This window comes from Paenibacillus albidus, assembly GCF_014644435.1.
In the GTDB taxonomy this organism is placed as follows: Bacteria; Bacillota; Bacilli; order Paenibacillales; family Paenibacillaceae; genus Paenibacillus_AQ; species Paenibacillus_AQ albidus.
This window is the reverse complement of sequence record NZ_BMKR01000010.1, coordinates 58,431-75,145: the sequence shown is the minus strand read 5'-3', so window position 1 is coordinate 75,145 and position 16,715 is coordinate 58,431. Positions and strand designations below refer to the sequence as shown.

The following is a 16,715-nucleotide window of genomic DNA, read 5'->3' as shown; positions in this document are numbered from 1 at the left end:
GCCGGAATGCCGTTGGAGTATGCGCTAGAGATGCAGGAGCTGCTGGAAGAGCTGGCGTTGTTCAGCGCCCCCGGCCCGGGGGTGACCCGGCTGCTGTATACGCCGCAGTGGCGGGAAGCCCAGCTTTTGGTGCTGGCAACCATGTCGGAACTCGGACTTGAAGTCAGGTCAGATCCCGTTGGTAATGTCTATGGACGGCTGGAAGGCGCTGATCCGGCGGCGAAAGTGATTGTAACCGGATCCCATATCGATACTGTGGTGAGCGGCGGGAAATATGACGGAGCTTATGGCATCGCTGCTGCGGTTATGGCGCTGGGGTACTTGCGGCGTACGTTCGGGCAGCCGCTGCGTACACTGGAGGCAGTGTCTTTTTGCGAGGAAGAGGGCAGCCGGTTTCCGCTTACTTTTTGGGGCTCCGGCCAGGTGACGGGGTTGTATGACGGAAGTGAAGCGGAGGGGGTCGCCGATGCTGAGGGAGTGACACTTGCGGCGGCGCTGAGCGGTTGTGGACTTGGCGGAGAAGAAGAGGCGGCAGGCAACGGTGCGGTTCGTATTGCAGGAACCGGCAAAACCGCGCTGAGGAGTGATATTGGCGCTTTTGTCGAGCTGCATATTGAACAGGGGGTTATCCTGGAGAAGACGGCGACCCAGATTGGGATCGTTCAGGCGATTGCCGGTCAGAGACGGTTCACGGTTACGCTGGACGGAACAGCCAATCATGCCGGGACGACCCCGATGCACATGCGCCAGGATGCGCTGGCCGGTGCTGCCGAGATGCTGATGGTGCTGGAACGCGCGGCACTTGAGGCGGGGGAACCGCTGGTGGCTACCGCCGGCAGGTTGGAGGTTAAGCCGAATACGCCGAATGTAATTCCCGGAGAAGTGCTGTTCACACTCGATATTCGTCATAGTGAGGAAGACGCACTGGAGCGGTTTTGTAACCGGGTGATCTCGGCTTATGAGGAAATTGCGGAACGGCGCGGGCTGAAGCTGACGATGACCCGGGCGCTCTGTGCCGTTCCGGCCTTGATGGACAGCGGATTATACGAAAGACTGGAGCGGATCTGCCGGGAGCAGGGCCGGACGCACCGGAGGATGGTGAGTGGTGCCGGGCATGACGCCCAACTGTTCGCCCCGAGGTGTAGAACCGCGATGATTTTTGTGCCGAGCCGGGCTGGAATCAGCCACTCGCCGGAGGAATACACTTCACCCGGGGAGCTGGCGGCCGGCCTCGAGGTGCTGACGGCCTTGTTATATGATCTTGCATATAAGGAGACAGGAATATAGATGTGTACCGCAGCTATGCGTTACTGAACATTAGAGGGGGAAAGGCTCATGAAGCGGTATGAAGACTTGTCGCCATCGCTGCGCTGCATAATGACCCCGGGACCCGTGGAGGTTGATCCGCGTGTGCTGCGGGCGATGTCTTTTCCGGTACTGGGCCAATTTGACCCGGAATTTACCGGTATCATGAATGAAACGATGGAGATGCTGCGCGAGCTGTTCGCTACCGGCAACCAGTGGGCGTATCCGGTGGACGGCACCTCCCGCTCCGGTATTGAAGCGGTGATGGTCAGCCTGATCGCGCCGGGGGACCGGGTGCTGGTGCCGGTCTACGGCCGGTTCGGGCATCTTCTCCATGAGATAGCCGAGCGCTGCGGTGCGGAGGTGCATACGATAGAAACCGGCTGGGGCAGCGTCTTCGAGCCGGGGGAGATCATCGCCGCCATGAAGAGGATAAGGCCCGATGTTGTCGCTCTGGTGCATGGCGAGACTTCTACGGGGCGTGTGCAGCCGCTGGCGGAGATCGGGCAGGCCTGCCGGGAGCAAGATGCGCTGCTGATCGTGGATGCTGTGGCGACCATCGGCGGCATTCCCGTCAGGACGGATGCCTGGAAGCTGGATGCCGTTGTCGGCGGCACCCAGAAATGCCTGTCGGTGCCAGCCGGAATGGCCCCGGTCACGTACAATGCGCGCGCCGAAGCAAAGCTGCTGAAGCGCAAGCGGGTGGAGCGCGGGCTGAGAGGTGGGGAGGTGCAGCCGGGGGAGCACTCTTTTGTCCGCAGCAATTATTTCGATTTAAGCATGCTTCAGGACTACTGGAGCCCCGCCCGGCTGAATCATCATACGGAAATGACCTCCATGCTCTATGCGCTGCGCGAAGGCTTGCGGCTGGTGCTGGAGGAAGGGCTGGAAGCGAGGTACGCGAGGCATAAGCTGCATGAGCAGGCTCTCGTGGCCGGGCTGACGGCGATGGGGCTTGCGCTCTATGGCGATCCGGATTGCAAGCTGACGGTCGTGACCTGTGTGCTTATCCCGGAAGGGATCGACGGCGAAGCCGTGCGCTCGCTGCTGCTGGAGCACTTTGGCATCGAAATCGCCAGCTCCTTCGGCCCCCTGAAAGGGCTGATCTGGCGCATCGGCACAATGGGCTTCAGCTGCCGTGAGAACAACGTGCTGCGGCTGCTTGGGGCTCTGGAAGCCGCTCTGCAACGCCACGGGTATCCGGTAGCCTGCGGCCGCGCAGTACAGGCGGCGCTTGACGTATATGAAGCGGAAAGTGGATAATCAGTGGAATACTTGAGAAGCCGAGCACTGCCATACAGCGGCCTTTCGTCCATGGACGTCATGCCGTTTTTGCTACGGGGAAAGAGGGAGATATTTCGCCTTATGGATGCATGGAACGGCACACCACACCAAGGTTTAAAGGGGTGTTTCGCTGCATTTTGTACATCAGGCTGCGGGTTTACCGGCCTTGATGTTCGATTTGACTGCATTTAATGCATCAGAAATAGCGGGGATTACTGAAAAACGCCTGTTTTCTAATTTTACACTGTACGAAATACATCAGAATGGACTTTTGAGTATCCGAAAGGCGATTACGCTGCACTAAATACATCAGAACCTCTCTCTCAATCGAAGCACGGGTAAACGGGAGGACGGCGGTTTGCAGACTGCTATTTAATACACGCTGGGGAAGTAGACGAGGGGAGAGAAAAAATAATGACTTTTACTAGAAAACCTTTAGCCGACTGTGTGCCTGAACTGGTCGCTACGGCCCGGGGCGATCGGCCGGCTTCACTGGTCATTACCGGAGGAAAGCTGGTCAATGTATGCTCCGGCGAGATTCTGGAAGGAATGTCTGTCGGCATTCAAGGGGGCCGTATCGCCTATGTCGGCAAAGATGTCTCCCATATGATCGGCGATGACACCCGGGTCATTGAGGCAAGCGGCAAATATATCGCACCGGGGCTGCTTGACGGACATTGCCATATTGAGAGCACCCAGCTGACTGTGACCGAATTCGCCCGGGCGGTGCTGCCGCTGGGGACCACCGGGGGCTTTTTTGATGCGCACGAGATTGCCAATGTGTTCGGGCTGAAGGGCATCAAGCTGATGCTCGACGAGATGCGCGGCACTCCGCTGGCCGCCTACATGCAGGTAGCTTCCTGCGTGCCTGCGGCCGGGGCGGACATCGAAACCACCGGCGCATCCATCGGACCTGCGGAAGTGGCCGAAGCCTATACCTGGGGCGCGGATGTGATCGGCCTCGGCGAAGTGATGAACTTTCCCGGCGTCGTGTACGGTGATGATAAAATGATCGGCGAGATTCAGGAGACTTTGCGTGCAGGCCGGGTAGCGGACGGTCATTTCACCTGGCCGTCCAGTGACTGGAGACTGCCGGTGTATGCGGCAGCAGGTGTGAGCGGCGATCACGAATGTGTTACGGCGCAGGATGTTATTGAACGGGTACGGCTGGGCATGTATGCCAAAATGCGCCGCGGCTCTGCCTGGCATGACGTTGCCCAAACGATTACCGCACATACGGAACATGGGCTGGACCCGCGGCGGATGCTGCTCGTTACCGATGACCGCAGCTCGGAATCGCTGCGGGATGAAGGGCATATGGACTTTGTGGTCCGCCATGCCATCTCCCAAGGCGTGAAGCCAGTCACCGCCTTTCAAATGGCGACGATCAATACGGCCGAGCGTTTCGGGGTTGCCCGGGATATCGGCTCGATTACGCCCGGCTCTTGTGCCGATATCATATTGCTGGATGGCAATCTGGCTGATGTCAATGTAGTGCTCACCATTGCTTCCGGTGTGGTGGTTGCCGAGAACGGAGTTATGACAACGGATCTGCCTGCATTCACCTATCCGGACGAGGTGCTGGCTTCGGTTCATTTACCGCAGCGTCCGGTGGCCGGGGACTTTATTATCCCTGCGCCGATTGCCTCTGGCAGCATCGCCACCCGGGTCATTCAGGTTCTGGAGAATCATGTGGAGACAATTGAGCGTATCCATACGATTCCGGTAGTGAACGGGAAACTTCAGGTTCACGGAGTAGCTGGCCTGTGCAAAATCGCCGTGCTCGAACGCCACCACGGTACCGGCAATCAATCCGTGGCCGTGGTGGAGGGCATCGGTTTCCATGAGCCGGCCGCCATTGCCATGACCGTTGCCCATGACAGCCACAACATACTGGTCATCGGCAACGATGACGAATTAATGGCCCAAGCGGTCAACGCGGTGGTCGATGTCCAGGGCGGGGTAGCCGTCCTAACGGCAGCCGGAACAACCCTGTTCCCGCTTGCCATCGCCGGGCTTATGTCCGCCGAGCCGTTCGAGACTGCAGCCGCCCAGTCGGCGGCGGTCAGCAAAGCGTTGTACGACGCGGGCTGTACCCTGAACTATGCTTTCATGACTCTATCTCTGCTGGCCCTGGCGGTCATCCCGACCTTGCGCCTGTCTGACAAAGGCCTGGTGCGGATCTCCCCGGAGGAGGGAATTCAGCTGGTGCCGCTGTTTGTAAAATAGACCCGGCTGTCCCGGTTTTTTAGATTTAGATTTATGAAGTGTGCAACTGAAAAGCTCCTGCCAAAATCCGCCAGCATAATGCTGACGGGTTTTTAGTTGTGTAAATGAGGGTGTCAGCACGCAAAAGACTCATATATTAAACAAATCTCAAAAAAATGAAACATTTATTTGACGAATTCAGTAAAAAGCATTAACAAAGTATACGAATTAGACGATAATAATTTTAAATAAATAATTAATGAATGGTATGAAGTTGCCGCGAGTATGCAGAGAAATTACGGAAAGTCCAAATAAGAGAGATGGGGTGCGTGAGAGATGATCAGATTAGAAACGCAGGATATTGTGAGTATCGCCAAAAAGCAAATTGCCGCAATTTTCAAAATGGAGCCGCTTGAGCTGAGATTTGTTAATGATTTTCAAGGAGAAAAGTATCTCTTGACCAACGATAAGCTGCACCTCAACAATCAGCAGTATTGGGCAAAAGTTATGGATTGCGTCTTCGCCGATAATCATGTCAGACCTGTGCTTATGTGTGAGGTGCTGTACTTCCTGCGCAACGAATTTATGGAGAGTGAGATCAAGCTCGACTTTTCGTTTGATTTTGCCGAAGGGGCCAACGGGGCTGCAGCGGCTACGGCCGAGATCTCCTTTAATGATTCGCCGGAGCTTCAGCCGAGCGAGATTGCCGAATTGATTGACTTCGCGCTGGCGCTGCAGGACAAACAATGGTTCGAAGAGCTGACCCGGAAATACAAACAACTTACCGCCTAAGACGGATTGAATAGATGTTTTTATCGTAAGCCGCTTTCTTCGCATATTTCTGCGGGGAGGCGGCTTTTCTGCGGCTGCCAGCTCCCGGCGTTGTCGATCACATTGCGGGCCAGGAAATCCAGCCATTGCCCGTCTGCATTCAAGCATGGAGCGGCACAGAAGTTCGCAGCGTCCCCGCCGCCGGCGGCAAATAACTCGCGGCCTTCTACAGCGAGCTCGTGCAGAGTCTCCAGGCAATCCGTAACCAGTCCCGGTGAGAAAATCATTGGCCGGCGGATGCCCCGTCCTGCCAGCTCCCCCAGCACCTCCGCTGTGGCAGGACCTACCCAGGGCTCACGTCCGAACCGCGATTGAAACGTTACCTGCCAGCGTCCCTCCTCCCAGTTCATGGCGGCAGCCAGCAGCCGGGCTGTTTCCTTGCATTGCTGCGGATAGGGATCACCGGTATCCGCATACCGCTCGGGAATGCCGTGAAAAGTGAGCACATAATAATCCGGTTCTTCCGGCAGATCGGCCAATTGACGCTGCAAATGGGCCTGCATGGCCGAGATATAGCCCGGAGCATCATAATACGCTTCCATGAAACGGAGCGTTGGCACAAAACGTTTGGTCACCGGTCCGCCGGCGCTGTGGCGTCCAAGGGCGGCAAAGCAAGCCGCATCATAGACGGAGGCAGTGGTCGTGGAAGAATATTGCGGGAACAGCGGAACTATGATGATCCGTGTCACACCGGCCTTCTCCAGCAGGGACATGGCTTGTTCCATACCGGGTTCACTGTAGGCCAGGCCAAGCTCAACCCGGTAGTCAGGCCCAAGCAGCTTCTGGAGGCCGGCTTGTTGTGCCCGTGAGTGGAGCAGCAGCGGAGAACCGGATTCGCTCCAGATTTCTTTGTACAGCCGGGCGGACCGGCGCGGGCGAACCCGCAGGATAATCCCCCGCAGCAGAGGCTGCCAGAGGAGCGGCGGATAATCAATGATCCGGCGGTCGGAGAGAAAACGCCGCAGATAAGGACGCACGGCTTGTGCGGTGGGTGCGGCGGGCGTTCCGATTTGGGCAAGTATGACTCCGATAGGAGGCTGTGGGTTCATCGCAGAAACCCCTTTCCGTAATCTTGGGATCGTTTAAAAATAGCATGATTGTATTCAAGGCACAATGAAAACGGGCATAGTGTTCCGTGGGCTTTTTGTGAATTTAAAGGAATTTCGCAGGTGTATGTCAAAAGTGTAGTAGACAGAGCAGGTATCCAAGCCTGTGATTAATGGGAGGCTTCTACATGACAATGATCAAACAGCTAGCTCCGCAAGATGAATTTGTCGGCTTTTATCTACTGAGGGAGCTGACGGTTAAACAAACGAATGGTAATCCTCCAAAGGATTACTTTGATATGGTGTTGGGTGATTCAAGCGGACAGCTGTCCGCTAAATTCTGGGATGTCAGTACGGCGGATAAAGAGACTTTTTTTCCGATGGGGCTGGTCAAGGTGCGCGGACTTGCGCATACCTACAGAGAAAAGCTGCAAATTAAAGTGTCCAAAATGAGACTGGTTAACGAAACCGACGGCGTAGCCCTGACTGATTTTATCCGTTCAGCGCCGATCCGCCCCGTCGATCTGGTTCATACCATTAAAAATGTGATGGCCAGCATCAAGGATCCGGAGATTGCCACCATCGTCGCTTTTTGTGTCGACAAGGTAGAAGAGAAATTGATGCATTATCCGGCGGCGAAGACACATCATCATGCTTATTTTGCCGGACTTGCGTATCATATCGTGCGCATGCTGGAAATAGGCGATTTCCTGTGCAAACAGCGCCCGTTCCTGAATCCCGATCTGCTGAAAGCCGGTATCCTTCTGCATGATATCGCCAAACCCGAGGAAATGATCTCGCAGCTCGGAATTGTCTCCGACTACAGCGTTCAGGGTAAGCTGATCGGACACATCTCTATGGCCTCGAACTGGATTACAGAGGCGGCGATTCGTTCCAACATTGCTCTGGATTCGGAAAAAGTGCTTGGATTGCAGCATCTGGTGTTGTCTCATCATAATCTGGGGGAATGGGGCAGTCCGGTGCAGCCGCAGACCGCCGAGGCGGTCGCCCTGCATCACATTGATGCCATGGACGCCAAGCTGCAAATGGTGGAGGATGCACTTGACACTACACCGGAGACGGATGAATGGACTCCGTTCATCCGGGGGCTTGAGAATAAGGCGGTGTACCGCCTGAAGATTTAGAATACAGACGGATACAACAAAACACCCAATCCGGCGGAAAACCCGCCTGTTGGGTGTTTTGTTATGGTCCTTGTGGTCCTTGTCCCTTTGGTCAGCCACAAGCGCTCTGCCGGGTTATCCCGTCACCGAACGGGAAGCTGCGGAGGGCAGTTCCTTAACGGCCCGTTTCTTCTTGGGTTTCTTCGGTACGGAGAAAGGCGTGTAGCCGCCCGCGTACATCTTCCCGCTCTGATAACCCCGGCTGGCGGCCAGCAGCAGCGGGTCCCATTGTCCCTCCTGCTCCATCAGCTTGAGCATGATGGCTGCGCAGGCCCGGGCGTCATCCAGGGCATCGTGATGCCTGAGGGCAATCCCGAAATGCTGGGAGACAACATTCAGTTTATGCGATGGCAGGTCCAGCAGCATTTTTTTACCCAGAATATAAGTGCAGAGGTACTGAAACTCCGGATAGGCGAGGGTCTCGCCGTCCAGACAATAGCGCAGGACACTCATGTCAAAAGCGGCATTATGCGCCACGACGACCCTTCCTTTGAGCAGGGGTTCAATCGTGGGCCACAGTTCAGCAAAAGTTGGTTTGCCGTGAACCATGGAAGGGGTAATCCCGTGGATCGATATATTCATGCCGTCAAACCGCTGCTGCGGATCGATCAGCCAGACATGCTCTGCACTGATCCGTCCTGCCGTAACTTCCACAAGCCCCAAGGCGCATGCGCTGGAGCGGCTTGAATTAGCCGTTTCAAAGTCAATTGCGGTAAAGTCCATGTTAAAAAGCTCCTCACCCTCTCATGTGTATACTCCCATACTAAAGGAGGGGGAGACTAAACACAATCCGCTGAATTTACAAAAAGATGCAACTATGATATTCATTAAATAAACAGAGCAGGGTGCGAACCTTGACGGTCAGGAGATGAAGCATGCAAATTGTAAAAGGACAAAAGGTAGACATTACCAAAGGGCACAGCATCCGGAACCTTGCCTTGCGTTTCGGCTGGACGGCCGGGAAGGAAGAAATGGGGGTCGATGCGGCTGCTTTTCTACTGTCCGAACAGGACATTTGTGAACGGGATGAGCATTTTATATTTTATGGAAATCCCTTGTTTATGGGCGGGACGGTTGAGCATTCCGTGGTACAGCAAGGGGATAAGGAGGCCATCCGGGTCTCATTGAACCAGCTTCCTGCGGACGTTGCCAGAATAGCAGTAACCCTGACCATTTATGAGGGCGAGAAGCTGGGACATTCCATGTTGGCCGTCTCGGGTGCCTATTTATCTTTGGTCGATCAGGACAGCGGCGAAGAATATTTCCGTTTTGAGTATGGTGCTGATTTGTCCGCAGAAACAGCAGTGGTCGTTGGAGAGCTGTACAGGCATGGCGCGGAATGGAAGTTTAGTGCGATCGGCAGCGGTTTTAATGGAGGTTTGGCGGCCCTTTGCACCCATTACGGACTGGAGCTGGAAGAGGGAGGGGAGCCGGAGGCAGCGGCAACGGCAGAACTGTTGCGGCCTGCAGCACCGCCGGTACCCGTGGCTACGAACGTATTATCCTCCATTGATTTACGTAAAAAAATTCTGCAGTCCACGCTGGAAAAAAAGCAGCTGACGGGCGTAACCGCGAGGGTTGGAATTGTGCTTGATATTACCGGTTCCATGCGGAACCTGTACAGCAATGGAACTGTACAGGAAGTGGTGGAGCGGATTCTGGCGGTAGCCAGCAAATTTGACGATAATGGCTCGCTAGATGTGTGGGTATACGACACGGAATTCAGCCGGCTGCCGCCTGTGACCGAGCGGGATTTCCAGAATTATGTGTCTTCAAGCATCTTGAGCAACCCGAACATCCATAAGTTTGGCCGCAACAATGAGCCGCCGGTGATGGAGGATGTCATCCGCAAGTATACAGTGGAAGAGGATGAGTCTACCCCTGTATTTATCATTTTCATCAACGACGGCGGGATGGTCAAGACGGTCCGGAAAATCATTACAGCTGCCTCTGTCCAGCCGATATTTTGGCAGTTTGTAGGCATTGGGGATTCCGATTTTGAGGTGCTGAAGAAGCTGGACACCATGCAGGGGCGTGTGGTCGATAATGCCAATTTTATTCATATGGACCGCATCGAGGCGGTCTCGGATGAAGAGCTGTATGACCGGCTGCTGAATGAATTTCCGCAGTGGCTGCAGGCGGCGAAGGCCAAGCGGATCATCCGCAGCTAGCGGTTGTAGCAGAAAAAGCCCGATTGTGAGGCAAAAATGCCTCAGGATGAGCGGCTGTAGCGGAAAAAGCCCAATTGGGAGGCAAAAATGCCTCAGGATGAGCGGTTGTAGCGGAAAAAGCCCAATTGAGAGGCAAAAATGCCTCAGGAGACGGTATCTTGTGCAAGTGGGAGACTGAACAGGTCCAGGCGGTAGCCTTTGACGAGCCTGTCACCGTTCACCATATCCGTCTCATAAGCTCTCCGGAAGCCAAGTTTGTCGTACAGCCTGATGGCGGAAGCCATCATATCAGAGGTGTGCAGGTTCAGCGTGTGGGCTCCCAGCGCAAGGCTTCTCCGTGCGGCTTCGCGGATCAGCAGGGTGGCAATCCCTTGCCCGCGGGCCCGTGGAGATACCGCCAGCAGGCGGATAATCGGTGATTCAATGCCCAGTTCAGGTTTCCCGTAAGCCGCCGCCGACGAGAGGTACAACTGGACGCTGCCGACGATATCCTGATCGATAGCGGCAATAATGCAGGCCGCAGGTCCGGCGCTGTAGACGGAGCTCCGGATGGAATCACGATACGACGTCCAGAACTCCCCGGGGAGAAGGGCGGCATATTCACTGTAAGCTTCCAGCATAACTTCAGCAATGGCTTCGCGGTCCCGCACCGTGGCTTCCCGCACCGTGACCTCTTTGATGTTGTTCATTTTTGCCCTCCTCATGTACACAAATTCATGTTTTGTATTGATTATAGTACATAAAACCGATGTATTTAAACGGAATTAAAATTTTCTGATAATTAAATAGAAAAGTTCTATACGTTTTGTCTGTTGACAAAAAAAGGGCCCGTGACTAAGATAAATACAATCTTAACGGTCACGTACTGCTATAATTCGGTGTTAATCTATAGGAATAATACACTTAAATGAATTCGTTGTGGAGGGAACCTGAATGAACATTGAGAATATTGAGGCCTTTGTCTACATCAATCATTATGGAAGCTTCAATAAGGCTGCGGATGTGCTCTATATTTCACAGCCGACGGTTACGGCGCGGATTCAGTCGCTGGAACGGGAGCTCGACAGCAAGCTGTTCGACCGGCTTGGCAGGCAGATTCAAATGACGGATAAAGGCAAGCAGTTCCTGCCTTATGCCGAGCAAATTCTGCAGGTCTATCAAAAGGGCAAACTTCAGCTTCAATCCAAAGGAACGATTCCGAATGAGCTGAGAATCGGCAGTACCGTCTCCGTCTCCAACTACGTGTTGCCCCATCTGCTGATTCATCTGAAACACAAATACCCCCATGTTCAATTTAAGCTGACCACAGCCCCCACCGATGATCTGATTGAGAAGCTGAAATCAAAGGATATCGATCTGGCCTTTATCCGCAAGGTAGTAAATCCGGTGTTCCAATCGTATCCCTTCTGGGACGATCCCATTTCTCTGTATGTCTATGAAGGGCATCCGCTTGCGAAGACGGGGCAGGCTTCGATCCGGGATATCCGGAAGGAGCCGCTGGTGTTTTTTGAATGCGGATCACTCGACTGGATGCGCCTGCACCGGGTGTTCGAGAATCTGGAACAGCCGCCGGACATCGTGTATCACGTGGATAATTTGGAAACCGCCAAGAAGCTGGTGATCCGCAAAGCGGGCATCTGCTTCCTGCCGGCTTTGAGTACGCAAGAGGAAGTGGAATCCGGCAAGCTGATTCCCGTTGAAGTTGCCGAGACAGCCGGCATTTCGCTGCGGACGAATCTGATTACGCTGAACGGCGAGAATGCCGGATTTATCGATACGCTTCTGGAGACGGGAGCGGCCATTCAGGGCAATCGACAAATTGTATAAACAGATAGAATAACTCTATTAGCATAGCCGGCAGTGCAGTGATAAAGTTAACTTCATACCCATAATCACGACTATGTTGATAGGAATTATGAAGTTAAATTCAAAAGGGGGGTTGGAGGATGAGTGAGAGGGTACGGCTCGCAGAGCTGCGGGATGCGGAGGTGTTGCTGGATGTTATCTATCGTGCCTACGCGCTCATCCGTGAGCTGGGATTGCACTGGCCGGCAGCCAATGCCGACCTGGCCCTGATTCAGGACAATATAGCGACCAATGACTGTTATGTACTGGAGAAAGACGGTGCGATTCTAGCGACCATAACCTTGTCCAAAGGTGATGAGGTCAAGGCCTTTACGGAGCTGCCTTTTATCAAATGGTTCGCGGTCAACCCGGATAGCAGCGGACAAGGTTACGGCGGCAAATTGCTTGATTGGGTGGAGGAGCATGTCATTCATGGCCAGCTGGGTGCACCGGCCGTTACGCTGGCAACTGCCCATAAACACCCCTGGCTGGTCCCGATGTACGAACGGCGCGGGTATGCACGGATTCACGAGATCGAGACGCAGAACGGGGACGGCATCATGTATTTGATGCGTAAGACGCTTGAATACAAACAAACCAACACTCAAAGGGGATAAACAGATGAAAAAGGTCAAAAAGAGCATCGGAATCGTATTGGGGACGGTGTTGGCCCTGGCTCTCGCGGGATGCGGGAACAACAGCAGCGCCGGCAGTAACGGAAATGCAGCTGAAGCTGCACCTGGGAATAAAGATACGGCAGCTGCGGCTGAGCCGGCCAAGGTGACCCCAATTATTGTCGGCACAGGAACCGGTTTTCCCCAGGTGTGCTTTATTGATGAGAACGGCAAGCTTACCGGCTTCGATGTAGAACTGCTCAAGGAGATCGACAACCGCCTGGCGCAATATGAGTTTGAACTGCAGACGATGGATTTCAGCAATCTGCTGCTGAGTCTGGACACCAGGAAGATTGATCTGGTGGCGCACGTGATGGAGAAAAATCCGGAGAGAGAACAAAAGTATCTTTTTAATAAAGAGCCTTATGCACACTGGAGAAACCGGATTATTGTGGCTAAGGACAATAACACAGTTCAGTCTCTGGACGATCTGAAAGGCAAAAAGGCCTTAACCGGCGCAACCAGCGCACAGGCTCAAATCCTGGAGAACTATAACAAGGAACATGACAATGCCATCAGCATTGTGTATCAAAATGGGGCGGCCAACGATACCGTAAGCCAGATCACCACGGGACGGGTGGACGCCACGCTCGCAGCAGATTTCGTTCTGCCTGTCATCGACCCGCAAAGCAAGCTGAAAGCGGTAGGCGACGAGTTGTCATCCGCCGACATTCTTTATGTGCTGCGCAAGGATGATGCGGACTCCCAGACCTTGGCCGATGCCATTGATGGAGCGCTAAAGGAACTGAAGGCGGACGGCACACTGGGCAAACTGAGCACGGAATGGCTTGGAGCGGATGTTACCGCGGATGAAGTGAAATGATTAGCTTTGTTGAACATGGGGAGGGGAGTGAATGAATGGGTGAGCCCTTTGATTTCAGTTATGTCTGGTCTTTCTTGCCCAAGCTGCTGAGCACGTTAAGCACAACGCTGCTGATTGTCGTCAGCTCGCTGCTGGCCGGGATCATTGTCGGATTTATCGTGGCCCTTCCCCGACTGTATAAGGTGCCGGTGCTCAGGACGCTTTCGGAGATTTATATTTCATTCTTCCGTGGCACGCCCATTCTGATCCAGCTGTTCCTGTTCTATTACGGCTTGCCCGAGATCCTGAAGCTGGTTCAAGTGGACGTAACCCGGGCACCGGTATTGGTGTTTGTGATTCTAACCTACGGCCTGCATACGGGAGCGTATATGTCGGAGATGATCCGTGCTTCTGTAACAGCCGTGGATAAAGGACAGGTGGAGGCAGCCTATGCGGCGGGAATGACAGGGTACCAGGCGTTTACACGGATTGTCCTGCCCCAGGCGCTGGCAATTGCCGTACCGGTCTTCTCCAATCTGGTGATTGCGCTGCTCAAGGACACATCACTCGCGTTCACGCTGGGTGTAATGGAGATGACGGGTAAGGCGCAGACGCTGGGTGCGGTTACGCAGCATTTCATTGAAACTTACATTGCGCTCGCCCTGATCTATCTGGTCATCAGCTTTTCGATTGAGAAGCTGCTGGGGATGGCGGAGCATCGTCTGCTGCGGCATGAGGACCGGAACAGCCCGGTCAAGAAAACATTTGGCATCCACAGAAACAGATCCTACCGGCGGATCATCGCCGAGATGGAGTCGGGTAAAGGAGGTGTCGGCCTATGAAGCTGGACCCGTCATTTATATGGACAGCGTTCCTGCAGCTGCTGAGCGTAATCCCAACTACCTTATACATTACAATTGTCTCTGTCCTGGTTGGTTTTCTCATCGGGACTTGCGTGGCCTTGATCCGGATATATAAGGTGCCGGTCTTATATCCGGTTGCCGCAGGGTATGTGACCTTTATCCGCGGCACCCCGATGCTGACACATCTGCTGCTGATCTATTTCGGGCTGCCGATGATCATTGACGGCCTGGCGGTCCATTATGGCTGGAGCTTCCGGGCGGCCTCGATTCCGATGATCGGCTTTGCTTACATTTCCTTCTCGATCACGGCAGGTGCCTATATGTCCGAGGTGGTCCGCTCCGGCCTGCTTGCCGTGGACAAAGGACAGCTGGAAGCCGCGCATGCCGTAGGCATGACGACGCCGCAAGCGCTGCGGCGGATCGTTTGTCCGCAGGCGCTGGCGGCAAGCTTGCCCAACCTGTCCAACTCAGTAATCGGGATGCTGCACGGGTCAACGCTCGCTTTTACCGTATCGGTAGTGGACATAAATGCCAAAGCACAGATTGTGGCGTCCACGAACTGGAAGTTCTTCGAGGCTTATCTGGCGGCGGCGTTGATATTCTGGGGGCTCACCGTTCTCATTGAGCGGGCGGCGGCCCTGATCGAAAAGCGGATCAATCTGTACAACCGGGGGGGAGTGGCATGATTAAGCTGCGGGGGATATCGAAGTCTTTCGGGCGCCAGCAGGTGCTGAATCATATTGATCTAACGGTGACCAAAGGTGAAGTGGTGGTTATTCTGGGCCCCAGCGGTTCCGGCAAAACCACGCTGCTCCGCTGTGTGAATTATCTGGAGAAGCCCAGCAGCGGAGAAATTGCCATCGGCGATTTCAGCGTTAACTGCAAACATGCCCGCAAGAAGGAAATCCATCAGCTGCGCCAAAAGACGGCGATGGTCTTTCAGCAATACAACCTGTTCCGGCACAAGACGGCGCTTGAGAATGTGATGGAAGGTCTGCTGGTGGTGAAAAAACTGCCTAAGGAGGATGCCCGGAAGCGGAGTATCGCTTTGCTCGAAAAGGTGGGCCTTGGGAGCAAGCTGGACGCCTATCCCAGCCAGTTGTCCGGCGGCCAGCAGCAGCGGGTCGGGATTGCCCGGGCCTTGGCGATGGAACCGGAGGTTATTCTTTTCGATGAGCCAACCTCGGCGCTGGACCCGGAGCTGGTAGGGGAAGTGCTGGCGGTCATCCGCAAAATTGCCAAGGAAGGCATCACCATGATTGTGGTGACGCATGAGATGAGTTTTGCCCGGGATGTCGCGAACCATGTGGTTTTTATGGATGGCGGCCTCATTGTGGAGGAAGGAACACCGGTGGAGGTCTTCAATCATCCCCGGGAAGAACGGACTAAACAGTTCCTGAAGCGGATCACGCCGGAACTGAATTATTCGATATAGGAGGCGTGGAACGCTATGGCGATCAAGATCAGTGTACTGGATCAAAGCCCGATTTATCCCGGGGAAACAGCGGAGGAGGCCTTCAGGCATACCATACGGCTGGCACAGCTGTCCGAACAGCTCGGGTTCCGGCGGTTTTGGGTGTCGGAGCATCATGACTCCGAGCAGGTGGCCGGCAGTTCCCCGGAGGTGCTGATCTCTCATCTGCTGGCCAGGACGGAACACATCCGCATCGGTTCCGGCGGTATTATGCTCCAGCATTACAGTCCCTACAAGGTAGCGGAGAATTTCAATGTCCTGGCTTCGCTCGCTCCGGGACGTGTGGATCTTGGCGTAGGGCGTGCTCCCGGCGGTCTGCCCCGCAGCACACAGGCTTTGCGGCAAGGGAATGCCGAGCCGGCTGCATTAACGGACAAAATTATAGAGCTGGAGAAATATATCCATAACCGGCTGGAGCAGGACCATCCTCTGGCCGGGCTAAAAGCCGGGCCCATCCCGGCAGTGGCCCCTGAGCTGTATGTGCTTGGCGCCAGCGTAGCCAGTGCGGAAATCGCGGCCAGTCTGGGTCTTCCTTATGTCTTCTCCCTGTTCATCAACGGGGATCAGGCAGAAGCGCTGGAAGCGATCCGGGTATACCGCAGCAGCTTCACTTCCTCAGGCGGTAGTAGGCCGCAAGCCATTATCGCGCTTGCTGTGCTGGCAGCGGAAACAGGCGAAGAGGCCGGGGAATTGGCCGGAGCCCAGAAGCTGTACCGGATTCATCTCGCCGGGGGGAAGACACTGACAGTAGCTTCCCGGGAGCAGGCCGAGGAATTCGCCCGGCAGAGCAAAGGGGAATATACGATCGAAGAGAAAGAACCGGTCATTACGAAAGGGACAAAGGAAAAAGTCCGGGAGGAACTGCTGGCGCTTCAGCAAGCCTCCGGTGTGGATGAGTTCATAGTCACAACAAATGTCCAGCCTTTTGACAAGCGGCTGCGTTCCTTTGAACTGTTGAGCGAAGCGCTGGCTGAGGTGCCTGCGAAGGTGTGAGCACCCGGATGTCTGTCTTTAGAAGATGATTGATA

Annotated in this window: 16 protein-coding genes and 1 pseudogene; 14 read left to right on the top strand and 3 right to left on the bottom strand. The window is 54.7% G+C overall.

Annotation, left to right across the window (positions count from 1 at the left end; all coding sequences use genetic code 11):
- Nucleotides 1–6 precede the first annotated feature (6 nt).
- From IEY53_RS13800 to IEY53_RS13785, 4 genes are all read left to right on the top strand, one after another.
- A complete protein-coding gene (locus IEY53_RS13800) occupies nt 7–1,287 on the top strand; it encodes a Zn-dependent hydrolase (protein ID WP_229696142.1) in 1,281 nt (426 codons plus the stop codon).
- Between the two features lie 48 nt (nt 1,288–1,335).
- A complete protein-coding gene (locus tag IEY53_RS13795) occupies nt 1,336–2,568 on the top strand; it encodes a pyridoxal-phosphate-dependent aminotransferase family protein (protein ID WP_189025776.1) in 1,233 nt (410 codons plus the stop codon).
- Nucleotides 2,569–3,003: 435 nt separating this feature from the next.
- Nucleotides 3,004–4,818: an adenine deaminase gene (locus tag IEY53_RS13790; protein ID WP_189025774.1), complete on the top strand. Its 1,815-nt coding sequence runs from the start codon at nt 3,004–3,006 to the stop codon at nt 4,816–4,818.
- A 315-nt stretch (nt 4,819–5,133) separates the two neighbouring features.
- Nucleotides 5,134–5,589, top strand: a complete 456-nt coding sequence (locus IEY53_RS13785; RefSeq protein WP_189025772.1) for an IDEAL domain-containing protein — start codon at nt 5,134–5,136, stop codon at nt 5,587–5,589.
- A 20-nt stretch (nt 5,590–5,609) separates the two neighbouring features.
- On the opposite strand, the gene hemH is transcribed toward IEY53_RS13785, so the two are convergent.
- A complete protein-coding gene (gene hemH, locus IEY53_RS13780) occupies nt 5,610–6,677 on the bottom strand; it encodes a ferrochelatase (RefSeq protein WP_189025770.1) in 1,068 nt (355 codons plus the stop codon).
- Nucleotides 6,678–6,862: 185 nt separating this feature from the next.
- On the opposite strand from hemH, the gene IEY53_RS13775 reads away from it, so the two are divergent.
- Nucleotides 6,863–7,819: a 3'-5' exoribonuclease YhaM family protein gene (locus IEY53_RS13775; protein WP_189025768.1), complete on the top strand. Its 957-nt coding sequence runs from the start codon at nt 6,863–6,865 to the stop codon at nt 7,817–7,819.
- Between the two features lie 114 nt (nt 7,820–7,933).
- Here the strand turns inward: IEY53_RS13775 and IEY53_RS13770 are convergent, their stop codons facing one another.
- The gene (locus IEY53_RS13770) at nt 7,934–8,581 is read right to left on the bottom strand and encodes a 3'-5' exonuclease (RefSeq protein WP_189025766.1); all 648 of its coding nucleotides are present in this window, start codon (nt 8,579–8,581) and stop codon (nt 7,934–7,936) included.
- Between the two features lie 152 nt (nt 8,582–8,733).
- Here IEY53_RS13770 and IEY53_RS35120 point away from each other — a divergent pair.
- Nucleotides 8,734–9,249 (top strand): annotated as a pseudogene (locus tag IEY53_RS35120) (TerD family protein); the annotation flags it as partial.
- A 93-nt stretch (nt 9,250–9,342) separates the two neighbouring features.
- The gene (locus IEY53_RS35115) at nt 9,343–10,029 is read left to right on the top strand and encodes a vWA domain-containing protein (protein ID WP_229696157.1); all 687 of its coding nucleotides are present in this window, start codon (nt 9,343–9,345) and stop codon (nt 10,027–10,029) included.
- 143 nt (nt 10,030–10,172) lie between these two features.
- On the opposite strand, the gene IEY53_RS13760 is transcribed toward IEY53_RS35115, so the two are convergent.
- Nucleotides 10,173–10,718 carry a GNAT family N-acetyltransferase gene (locus IEY53_RS13760; protein WP_189025762.1) on the bottom strand — a complete coding sequence of 182 codons (546 nt, stop codon included), beginning with the start codon at nt 10,716–10,718 and terminating at the stop codon, nt 10,173–10,175.
- 244 nt (nt 10,719–10,962) lie between these two features.
- Between IEY53_RS13760 and IEY53_RS13755 the strand changes: the two genes are divergently transcribed.
- The 7 genes from IEY53_RS13755 to IEY53_RS13725 all read left to right on the top strand — a co-directional run bounded on the left by IEY53_RS13755 (nt 10,963) and on the right by IEY53_RS13725 (nt 16,680).
- Nucleotides 10,963–11,856 (top strand): LysR substrate-binding domain-containing protein, encoded by an 894-nt coding sequence (locus IEY53_RS13755; RefSeq protein WP_189025760.1) that lies wholly within the window; start codon nt 10,963–10,965, stop codon nt 11,854–11,856.
- Between the two features lie 119 nt (nt 11,857–11,975).
- Nucleotides 11,976–12,491 carry a GNAT family N-acetyltransferase gene (locus tag IEY53_RS13750; RefSeq protein ID WP_189025759.1) on the top strand — a complete coding sequence of 172 codons (516 nt, stop codon included), beginning with the start codon at nt 11,976–11,978 and terminating at the stop codon, nt 12,489–12,491.
- 4 nt (nt 12,492–12,495) lie between these two features.
- A complete protein-coding gene (locus IEY53_RS13745; RefSeq protein ID WP_189025757.1) occupies nt 12,496–13,371 on the top strand; it encodes a transporter substrate-binding domain-containing protein in 876 nt (291 codons plus the stop codon).
- A 35-nt stretch (nt 13,372–13,406) separates the two neighbouring features.
- The gene (locus IEY53_RS13740) at nt 13,407–14,192 is read left to right on the top strand and encodes an amino acid ABC transporter permease (protein ID WP_189025755.1); all 786 of its coding nucleotides are present in this window, start codon (nt 13,407–13,409) and stop codon (nt 14,190–14,192) included.
- Nucleotides 14,189–14,899, top strand: a complete 711-nt coding sequence (locus IEY53_RS13735) for an amino acid ABC transporter permease (RefSeq protein WP_189025753.1) — start codon at nt 14,189–14,191, stop codon at nt 14,897–14,899. The genes IEY53_RS13740 and IEY53_RS13735 overlap by 4 nt, the downstream gene beginning before the upstream one ends.
- Nucleotides 14,896–15,648, top strand: coding sequence for an amino acid ABC transporter ATP-binding protein (locus IEY53_RS13730; protein ID WP_189025751.1), 753 nt, complete (start codon nt 14,896–14,898; stop codon nt 15,646–15,648). The genes IEY53_RS13735 and IEY53_RS13730 overlap by 4 nt, the downstream gene beginning before the upstream one ends.
- Before the next feature lie 15 nt (nt 15,649–15,663).
- A complete protein-coding gene (locus IEY53_RS13725; RefSeq protein ID WP_189025749.1) occupies nt 15,664–16,680 on the top strand; it encodes an LLM class flavin-dependent oxidoreductase in 1,017 nt (338 codons plus the stop codon).
- Nucleotides 16,681–16,715: the final 35 nt, after the last annotated feature.